This window comes from Corallococcus exercitus (assembly GCF_003611585.1).
GTDB classification, from domain to species: Bacteria; Myxococcota; Myxococcia; order Myxococcales; family Myxococcaceae; genus Corallococcus; species Corallococcus exercitus.
On the sequence record NZ_RAVW01000418.1, the window covers coordinates 1 to 8,705 of the forward strand.

The window sequence follows — 8,705 nt, forward strand, 5'->3', positions numbered from 1 at the left end:
GAGCGGATGCTGGCGGCCTACCGGCTCCTGCGGGAGGCGATGGGCCTGGGCGACCACGCGCCGTACAACCTGCTCGTCACGCGGGACTGGATGCTGCTCGTGCCCCGCAGCCGCGCGGAGCACCTGGGCGTCAACGTCAACGCGCTGGGCTTCGCGGGGTCGCTCCTGGTGCGCACGCCCGAGCAGTTCGACGCGGTCGCCGCGCTGGGGCCCCTGGAGTTGCTGCGCCAGGTCGCGGGCGTCACCCCGTAGGAGTCGCAGCCGCCTTCGCGCGGTAGCGCAGTCCGACGAGCGCCGCGACGAAGCCCGCCGCGGCGCCCACGCACAGCGCCTGGCGCGGACCGAACGTGTCCGCGACCCACCCGACGACGGGAGCACCCAGGGGCGTGCCGCCCAGCGCGATGGCCAGGAGGATGGCGAGCACGCGCCCGCGCATCGACGGGGCGGTGGACAGCTGCACCAGGCTGTTCGCGGTGGTGGTGAAGGTCTGCGCCGACACGCCGATGACGACGAGCATGACGCCGAAGAGGGCGTAGGTCGGCATCACCGCCGCGAGCATCAGCCCGGCGCCGAACACCGCGGCCCCGACGACGAGCAGCCCGATGCGGGGCTGCGCGCGCCGCGCGGAGAGCAGCGCGCCCGTCACCGAGCCGATGGCCATGATGGACGTCAGGAGCCCGTAGCCGCTCGCGCCCTGGCCGAACACGCTCACGGACATGGTGGAGATGAAGATGGGGAAGTTGAGCCCGAAGGTGCCGATGAGGAAGAACATGATCAGCACCGCCTTCAGGTCGGGCCGCTTCCAGACGTAGGCGAAGCCCTCCAGCAGGCCCCCGCGCGTGCCTGGCGCACGGTCCCTCACGTGCAACTCGTTCGCGCGCAGGAGGCTCAGCGAACAGAGCACCGCGCCGAACGACGCCGCGTTGATGACGAACATCCACCCGGAGCCCACCCAGGAGATGAGCACCCCCGCGATGGCGGGGCCCAGCATGCGCGCGGCGTGGAACGAGGTGGAGTTGAGCGCCACAGCGTTGGAGAGGTCCTCCTCGCCCACCAGCTCCGCCACGAACGTCTGGCGCGCGGGGGCGTCGAACGCGGTGACGCAGCCCAGGAGGAACGCGAACACGTCGACGTGCCACAGCCGCACGTGCCCCCAGAGCGTGAGGAGTCCCAGCCCCAGCGCCAGGGCACCCAGGGTCGCCTGCGTGGTGAACAGGAGCTTGCGGCGGTCCAGGTGATCCGCCGCGAAGCCTGTCAGGGGGAGCAGCAGCACCTGCGGCGCGAACTGGAGCGCCATCACCACGCCCACGGCCGTGGCGTTGTTGTGGGTGAGCTGGGTGAGGACGAGCCAGTCCTGGGCGGTGCGCTGCATCCACGTGCCCACGTTGGACACGATGGCTCCGGCCGCCCACGTCCGGTAGTTGAAGCCGCGCAGCGAACGGAACGTGCCCTTCATCGCGCCCGGTATCTCACCCGCACGACTCCCCCGCCAGCGCGCAGCGGGTGGACGCACAAGGCGTGAATGGAGGGCGGGTGCCGCAGCCCGAGGGCGCGCACTGGCACGTGGTGACCCGGTGGGACGTTGGGTCGCAGCACGGTTCGTAGCTCACGGGCTGCTGGGTGCCCGCGTCGGTGCCGGCGTCCACACCCGCGTCGGTGGTGGTGCCCGCGTCGGTGGTGGTGCCCGCGTCGGTGGTGGTGCCCGCGTCGAGATCCGTGCCTCCGGCGTCCTGGCTCCCCTGGACGGAACCGCAGCTTTGGCTGGCTGACGCCACGCAGGTGCCGGACGCGCACGCTCGGAAGGAGGTCTCGCAGCCCCCGGCCTCTTCGCAGAGGCAGGTGTCCACCTGACCGCTAACGCAGCAGACGGCCCACGACGCCTCGCCGATGAGCGTCGGGTCCTCGTAGAGCGGGTCGAAGCAGGCGCCCAGGAGCGCGATGAGGGAGGCGAGGAGCAGTCGTTTCACGGCGCTTGGGACACCCGGTGCGGCCGGCCTGGGACATGCCGCCGGGGGGCGACTAATATCCCACGGCCCATCGCGGATGCGATGCGATGTCCCAGGCCGCCGGGGCCGGGTGTCTCAAGGACGAAAGGGAAGGTCGGACCAGGCGGATGGGGAGCGGGCTCGACGCGGAGGAGCTCAGGCAGCTCTACGAGCGCTTCGCGCCCGTGGTGCACCGTCGCGCGCTCGCGCTGCTGGGCCGCGATGCCGATGCGTGGGACATCGTTCAAGAGGTCTTCGAGCGCATGCTGACGGCCGGCGCGCGGTTCCGACGGGAGGCCCGTCCGATGACGTACGTGTACCGCGTCACCACCAACCTGTGCCTCAACGCGCTGCGCTCGCGCCAGCTGCGGGAGCCGGTGCTCCTGGAAGCCCCGGAGGCCGCGGCGCTGACCCCCAGCCAGTGGGAGGCCGCGGACTTCATCCGCCACCTCGTGGGGCGGATGGGCGAGCGCGAGCTGGAGGTGGCCACGCTGCACTTCTTCGACGGGCTGACCCAGGAGGAGATCGCCGGGATGCTGGACGTGTCGCGCAAGACCATCGTCCGCGACCTGGACTCCATCCGGAAGAAGGCTGCGGAGCTGGGGCGGCTGCCGGAAGCGCTGGAGGCAGGGCGTGGCTGAGCACCTGACGAGGCTGGAGCTGGACGAGTGGCTGGCGGGGCTGGATGACTCGGGCCGCGCGGAGCGCCACGTGGCCGCCTGCCCGGCCTGCGCGATGATTGCCGAGCGGATGCGGCAGTCGCGCGAGTCGAGCCTGCGGGAGCCCCGAGCGAAGGCGGTGCTGGCGAGGCTGGAGGAGAAGCGGGCCCGGTCCGAGAAGCCCCGTTGGAGCTGGGGTGTGCCGCTGGTGGCGGCACTGGCGGTGGGGCTCGCGCTGGTCGTCTACGTGCCGCGCGGGACGGAGGACGGCGTGCGGCTGAAGGGCACCGTGGCGCTGCGATTGCTGTCCGCGCAGGGAGCGCCGGTGCTGGACGCGAAGCCGGGCGAGCGCGTGACGCTGGCGGTGGGCACGGGGCCATACCGGAACGTGCTGGTGCTCGCGGTGGATGAAGCGGGCACGGTGGACAGGCTCTGGCCACAGGATGGCCGGACGAGCGGTACGGTGGAGCCAGGGGCGGAGGTGAAGCTGTCCCCGCCGCTGGAGGTGACGCCGGGGTCGGTGGCGCTGCACGCGTTCTTCTCGGATGCGCCGATGGACGAGGCGCAGGCGCGAGAGGGACTCACCGCGCGCGTCGCGGAGGCTCGCGCGAAGGGACAGGGGCCGTTGGACGTGGTGACGCCCGGTGACATCGGGAAGGCCCAGGCGCGCACGCTGCTGAGGGTCGTGCCGTGAAGCGCGCGCTGGGCCTGGGCATGCGGGTGCTCACGATGTTGGACCCGCTCCGGAGGACCGCCGAGGCGGGGACCCCACGCCACCCGTTGCTGAGCCTGAGCATGCGGATGTTCGCGGTGCTGCTCACGGTGCCAGGCCTGCTCCAGAGGACCGCTGAGGAGGCGGCTCCGCGCCGCCGGATGCTGGGCATGGGCATGCGGATGTTCGCGGTGCCAAGCCTGTTCCAGAGGACTGCCGAGGAGGCGACTCCGCGCCGCCGGATGCTGGGCATGGGCATGCGGATGTTCGCGGTGCTGGGCCCGCTCCGGAGGATCTCCGAGGCGGGAACTCCGCGCTGCTGGGCGTTGGGCGTCCGGATGTTCGCGGTACTGCTCACGATGCTGGGCCCGCTCCGTGCTGTCGCCGCCGAGGAGGCGCCGCGCCGCTGGGCGTTGGTCGTGGGGGAGAACCAGGGCCTGGCCGGCGAGGAGCGGCTGCGCTTCGCGGAGGCGGATGCGCAGCGGATGCGCGAGGTGCTCCAGGAAGTGGGCACCGTGCCGCCGGAGCGGACGCTGATGCTGCTGGGCACGGATGCCGCGACGCTGCGGGAGGCCCTCAAGGGCTTCCGGGCGCGGCTCGCGGTGGAGGCCTCGTCGCGGGACTGGCTGTTGCTCTACGTGTCGTCGCACGCGGGCGACGGCAGCCTGCACCTGCGCGGGACCGAGCTGCCGATGCGCGAGCTGGTGGACTTCCTCAAGGGCGCCCCGGTGGGCGTGGGGCTGCTCATCCTGGACTCCTGCCGCTCCGGAATCGCCACGCGCCTGAAGGGCCTCAAGCCCGTGACCGCGCCCGTCACGATGGAGGCCTCGGACTTGGAGGGGCGGATCGTCATCAGCGCCTCGGGCGCGGATGAGTACGCGCAGGAGTCGGATGCGCTGCAAGGCTCCTTCTTCACGCACCACCTGTCGGTGGGGCTGCGCGGCGCGGCGGATGCTTCACGCGATGGGCGTGTCACGCTGGAAGAGGCCTACCGCTACGCCTACGCAAGGACGCTGGAGTCCACGCTCGTGTCACCCGGAGGCGTGCAGCGCCCCACGTTCCGGATGGACCTGAGCGGACGCGGCGAGCTGGTGCTCTCCGAGCCCCAGCAGGCGCGAGGTCGGCTGACGCTCGACGTGAAGACGCCGGGCCGCTGGCTCGTGGTGGCGTCGGAGAGCGGGTCGCTGGTGGCGGAGCTGGAGAAGGGCGAGGGCCCCACGACGCTCGCCGTGGCGCCCGGCGCGTACCGGCTGCTGCTGCGAGCGGACGAAGGCTATCTGGAGCGGTCGGTGATGGTGCCGCTCAATGGAACCGTCTCCGTGGGAGGCACACCCCTGGAGGAAGCCGCGCGGCTGCGGCTCGCGCGCAAGGGGGGAGCGGCGTCGTCGCTGCTGCTCGCGGTGGGGCCGTCGCTGACGTCGGGCATCGTGGCGGGTCTGTCGTCCATCGCGGGCCTGGACGTGCGCCTGGTGCGCGAAGGGCGGCTGTTCTCCGGAGTGGACACGTCGAGCCTGGGGCTCGGGGTGCGCCGGGGAACGGGCAGCGCGGTGTCCTTTCAGCAAACGGAGCTGGAGCTGCGGCTGGGCGCGGGGCCGCACTGGAAGCACGGCGCCTGGACGTTCAGCGGCGCGCTGGAGGCCGGGGCGCTGGCCGTCTTCCAGACCCGGCTTCCGGAGGAGGGATCCCGCTTCGGGCTCGAACCGCTGGCGCTCGTCACCGGGGGCGTGCGGCTGGACCTGCGAAGCCGCCTGTCGATGCTCCTGAGCGCCTCCGCCGGAGGCGTCATGGCGAAGCGGGACTCCGGCACGGCGCTGGTGCCCAGGGCCTCCGCGTCGCTGATGGTCGGGTATTCGCTCTAACCAGGTTCCCCGAACACATCCTGTCGCGTTCGCCAGTCCGTGTCCGTAAGCTTCACGGCCTCCACCATGCGTGACTTCGATGTTCGACAGGCCCTCACGGCGAGTCTCAAGGCCACCCACGCGGATGACTCCGAAACACTTATCCGTGAGGAACTGGGGTTGGAGCACGGCCAGGTCTTCGTGGACGTGGCCGTCATCAACGGCGAGATGCATGGCTACGAACTGAAGAGCGAACGGGACACCCTGGCGCGTCTTCCTCGACAGGTCGAGGCGTACAGCGCGGTGCTCGACAGGGCCACGCTCGTCGTTGGCGCCCGTCATGTCGAACAGGCCATCGGTCTCATTCCCGCATGGTGGGGCATCAAGACGGCCACCACCCAGCGTGATGGTTCGGTCAAGCTTCGGCCCTTGCGCAAGGCACGGCGCAATCCCCAGCAGCAGATGGTGGCCATGGCCAAGCTTCTCTGGCGCGATGAAGCGCTGGAGCTTCTGGAGTCTCTGGAGGCTGCCAAGGGACTGCGGAGCAAGCCCCGGAAGATGCTCTACGAGCGGCTGGTGGAACTGCTCCCTGCTGACGCGCTGCGCACGGAGGTCCGCCGCCTGCTCAAGGCGCGTGAGGACTGGTGAGTTGTTTCAGCACCTTCGTGATGTGGTGGTTCGTTCCCACCTTGCGCCACACACCCGGGCTTCCGGGCGTCTCGGCGCCACCAGCGCAGCCGAAGATGTAGGCGTCGCCCCAGCTGAAGGTGCGCCCCGCGTAGCACTCCTGCTCCATCAGGTGCTCGGCAAGAGCCGAGTACTGATCATAGCCATGATGCTTGAAGGCGCCGCCACGGACCACCAGCCAGTGATCATCGGCCGTGTAGCGGATGTTGGGGCTTCCAGGGTGCATGGCCGCATCCGGTGAAGGGGGCGAGGCCCCCTGGATTGCGTAGTCGCCATAGGTTGGCAGCCTCACGAGCGACTCTGCCTTGCTGGCAAGGGTCTGCCACAGCAGCCAGTCCGCCCTCGGCACCTTCGTCGGCAGCTTGATGTGGCTGATGGACTGCGGAAATGCACCGGCTGCCAGGGTCAAGGTTCGAAACGCTGTCACGCCATGGAGGGTGCTCAGGACGCCGGGGATGCTCTTCGAGAGCATGCTCACGTCATCGGGTTCGACTGACCCGAGATCCAGCACCAGATCGGTTGATTCACGGGAAGCTCCTACCGTGTGAAGGACCGACGAGAGCCTCTCGTCGAGGTTGTCCTCGAACAACTCCTTCTTGCGAACGCGGACGCAAATACCTCGCTGGTCTTCCGCGACAGCGGCCCTGACAACGGCCTGGTATTCGGGGGGGCGCTCAGGGCCTGTCGACGGGACGAGTGCGACTCCGGACTTTCGCGCTTGGGCCAGGACATACGCCAGGGGGTGCTCTCCCGAAGCCATCATCTGCGCGGGCGTAAGATGGAGGCCGTCGATGAAGGCGCGACAGTCCGGGATGGCCTTGGCGAGCTGGGGCCCAATCCTGCCAAGCACCTCTTCCATTGTTTCCATCCGGAAGGTCTTCCGCTTGTCCTTCACGGGCTTTGACTTGGGAGGACGGATTTCGAAGAGCGGAGTGACGCGCGTTCGTTGCGTGACCTCCAGCTGTGCGAGCGCCTCACGCTCTCCCATCATGAGCTTGAGGATGGGCACATAGGGCGTGTGGTTGAAGCTTTGTGGCATCTGGATGCATCCCCCCGACGGACTGGCCAGCGCTGCATGGCGCGGTTTGTTCTGACCCGACTCTGCCATTCAGCACTGACAAGCCATCCACGAGGGATGCAGCAACTCCATAAGGCCTACGTGGACTTCCAGGGAAAGCGGCGCCTGCGCTTCGGTCGTCAGGGTCCGTCGCTTCCAGGTAGAACGCTCCGCCCGTCCTTCCTCCGGAGCCCCCAATGTCCGTGCGCCGCCGTCTCCTGCTCTCCGTCACGCTGGGCCTCACCCTGGGCTGTGCGAGCACGAAGCCCACCGCGACCCCGCCCGCTGAACCGGGTGCGCTGGAGCGGGTGGCGCTGGTGCATGGCGGCGCGGGGCCTTGGGCGGTCGCGGGCTACCGGATGGGCGAACATGCACTCCAGCAGCTGGGCCTGCCCCGCGGCAGCTTCAAGCTGGAGGTCATCCATCACAGTCCGGCGCAGGTCCAATACACCTGCGTCGCGGACGGAGCGGCGGCGGCCACCGGGGCCAGCCTGGGCAAGCTCAACCTGTCGCTCGTCACGGCGCCCACGCCGGAGGACACCGTGACCACGTTCCGCAACCGCGACACCGGCCAGTCGCTCACGCTGCGTCCATCCTCGAGCTTCGTGCAGCGCTTCCGCGACGTGCCACGCGAGAAGCTGGGCGAAGCGGGCCGGGTCGTCCTCTCCCTGCCGGACGCGGACGTCTTCGAAACCGTCGCGCCCTGAACCCGCGCTCAGAAGACCACGAGCGAGATGGCCAGCAGAGGCAGGGCGCCCTGGATGATGCTGGCCCGGAGGAAGTGCCGGTTGCTGCTCACCAGCACCAGCGCCGCCAGCGCCATGCACGCGCAGCCGAACACCACGGCCGCCACGCCCGACACCACCGCGCCGGTGTGCACCAGCACCACGCCCACCAGCACGCCCAGGGCGAGGAACAGGTTGTAGAAGCCCTGGTTGAACGCCATCCCCTTCATCACGTCCGCGTCCGCCTGCGACTTCAGCCCGAAGCGCCGCCACACCTTCGGCTGGGAGAAGACGATGCTCTCCATCACGAAGAACAGCACGTGGATGAGCGCGGCGATGACCGCGAAGACCTGCGCCAGTAGCGACATGATGACTCCCCCTCCGGGGTTGGGATATTCTGAACCAGTCAGTTCCGAATCCATATTGAAACGGTCAGTTCAGAATTGTCAAGGAGGGTGACGTGGCGAGGACGCGGGCGTTCGACGAGACAGAGGCGGTGCGGGCGGCGCTGGGGGTGTTCTGGTCGCGCGGCTACGAGGCGACGTCGCTGTCGGACCTGGAGGCCGCGACAGGGCTGAACCGCTCCAGCCTGTACCAGACGTTCGACAGCAAGCGCGGGCTGTTCGCGCGGGCCATCACGCTGTACCTCCAGGAGGTCATCGGGCCCCGGCTGGGCGTCTTCACGAAGGACGCGCCGGGCCTTGCGCAGGTGACGCAGTACTTCGAGTCGCTCGCGACGACGATGGCCACCGCGCCGCCGGCCCTGACGCGGCGGGGCTGCCTGCTGGTGAATACGGCGACGGAGTTGGGCCCGCATGACGCGGAGGCAAAGCAGGCGGTGGAGGACTACCGGGCGCTGCTGCGAGGCCACCTGACGCGGGCCCTGGAGGGCGCGGCTCGGGCGGGCGTGCTGCCGCGCAAGACGGTGGCTCGCCGGGTGGAGCTGCTTTTGGGGGCGGTGATTGGCGTGCTCGTCACGGCGCGCGTGGACCCGGGCGCGGCGGCGAAGCTGGCCCAGGCGACGGCGGGCGAGGTGGCGGGC

At 69.9% G+C, this 8,705-nt stretch carries 10 protein-coding genes and 1 pseudogene; 7 read left to right on the forward strand and 4 right to left on the reverse strand.

Going from position 1 to position 8,705, the window contains the following annotated elements:
- Positions 1-252: pseudogene (locus tag D7W79_RS34265) on the forward strand (ATP adenylyltransferase family protein); the annotation flags it as partial.
- Here D7W79_RS34265 and D7W79_RS34270 read toward each other — a convergent pair.
- Positions 242-1,456 (reverse strand): MFS transporter, encoded by a 1,215-nt coding sequence (locus tag D7W79_RS34270; RefSeq protein WP_120529541.1) that lies wholly within the window; start codon positions 1,454-1,456, stop codon positions 242-244. The pseudogene D7W79_RS34265 and the gene D7W79_RS34270 sit on opposite strands and share 11 nt — an antisense overlap.
- 13 nt (positions 1,457-1,469) lie before the next feature.
- Positions 1,470-1,967, reverse strand: coding sequence for a hypothetical protein (locus D7W79_RS34275; RefSeq protein WP_120529542.1), 498 nt, complete (start codon positions 1,965-1,967; stop codon positions 1,470-1,472).
- 146 nt (positions 1,968-2,113) lie between these two features.
- Between D7W79_RS34275 and D7W79_RS34280 the strand changes: the two genes are divergently transcribed.
- The 4 genes from D7W79_RS34280 to D7W79_RS34295 all read left to right on the forward strand — a co-directional run bounded on the left by D7W79_RS34280 (position 2,114) and on the right by D7W79_RS34295 (position 5,842).
- A complete protein-coding gene (locus tag D7W79_RS34280) occupies positions 2,114-2,626 on the forward strand; it encodes an RNA polymerase sigma factor (protein WP_120529543.1) in 513 nt (170 codons plus the stop codon).
- Complete coding sequence (locus D7W79_RS34285; protein ID WP_120529544.1) at positions 2,619-3,338, forward strand: anti-sigma factor; 720 nt, start codon at positions 2,619-2,621, stop codon at positions 3,336-3,338. The genes D7W79_RS34280 and D7W79_RS34285 overlap by 8 nt, the downstream gene beginning before the upstream one ends.
- A complete protein-coding gene (locus tag D7W79_RS34290; protein ID WP_120529545.1) occupies positions 3,335-5,215 on the forward strand; it encodes a caspase family protein in 1,881 nt (626 codons plus the stop codon). The genes D7W79_RS34285 and D7W79_RS34290 overlap by 4 nt, the downstream gene beginning before the upstream one ends.
- Before the next feature lie 66 nt (positions 5,216-5,281).
- On the forward strand, positions 5,282-5,842 hold the full coding sequence (locus tag D7W79_RS34295; protein WP_120529549.1) for a sce7726 family protein: 561 nt from the start codon (positions 5,282-5,284) through the stop codon (positions 5,840-5,842).
- On the opposite strand, the gene D7W79_RS34300 is transcribed toward D7W79_RS34295, so the two are convergent.
- On the reverse strand, positions 5,820-6,920 hold the full coding sequence (locus D7W79_RS34300) for a beta family protein (RefSeq protein ID WP_158617123.1): 1,101 nt from the start codon (positions 6,918-6,920) through the stop codon (positions 5,820-5,822). The genes D7W79_RS34295 and D7W79_RS34300 overlap by 23 nt on opposite strands.
- Before the next feature lie 215 nt (positions 6,921-7,135).
- Here D7W79_RS34300 and D7W79_RS34305 point away from each other — a divergent pair, with 215 nt between their 5' ends.
- Positions 7,136-7,645, forward strand: a complete 510-nt coding sequence (locus D7W79_RS34305; RefSeq protein WP_120529547.1) for an FmdE family protein — start codon at positions 7,136-7,138, stop codon at positions 7,643-7,645.
- An 8-nt stretch (positions 7,646-7,653) separates the two neighbouring features.
- Here the strand turns inward: D7W79_RS34305 and D7W79_RS34310 are convergent, their stop codons facing one another.
- Complete coding sequence (locus D7W79_RS34310; RefSeq protein WP_120529548.1) at positions 7,654-8,031, reverse strand: DUF1304 domain-containing protein; 378 nt, start codon at positions 8,029-8,031, stop codon at positions 7,654-7,656.
- A 92-nt stretch (positions 8,032-8,123) separates the two neighbouring features.
- Here D7W79_RS34310 and D7W79_RS34315 point away from each other — a divergent pair.
- Positions 8,124-8,705 (forward strand): TetR/AcrR family transcriptional regulator (locus tag D7W79_RS34315; protein ID WP_147442185.1); only part of this gene is annotated, 582 nt, incomplete at its 3' end.

Excerpts from the sequence above, each read along its gene's own strand:
- D7W79_RS34300 (WP_158617123.1), bottom strand. The coding sequence starts at position 6,920 with ATGCCACAAAGCTTCAACCACACGCCCTATGTGCCCATCCTCAAGCTC.
- D7W79_RS34280 (WP_120529543.1), top strand. The coding sequence starts at position 2,114 with ATGGGGAGCGGGCTCGACGCGGAGGAGCTCAGGCAGCTCTACGAGCGC.
- D7W79_RS34295 (WP_120529549.1), top strand. The coding sequence starts at position 5,282 with ATGCGTGACTTCGATGTTCGACAGGCCCTCACGGCGAGTCTCAAGGCC.
- D7W79_RS34270 (WP_120529541.1), bottom strand. The coding sequence starts at position 1,456 with ATGAAGGGCACGTTCCGTTCGCTGCGCGGCTTCAACTACCGGACGTGG.
- D7W79_RS34310 (WP_120529548.1), bottom strand. The coding sequence starts at position 8,031 with ATGTCGCTACTGGCGCAGGTCTTCGCGGTCATCGCCGCGCTCATCCAC.
- D7W79_RS34305 (WP_120529547.1), top strand. The coding sequence starts at position 7,136 with ATGTCCGTGCGCCGCCGTCTCCTGCTCTCCGTCACGCTGGGCCTCACC.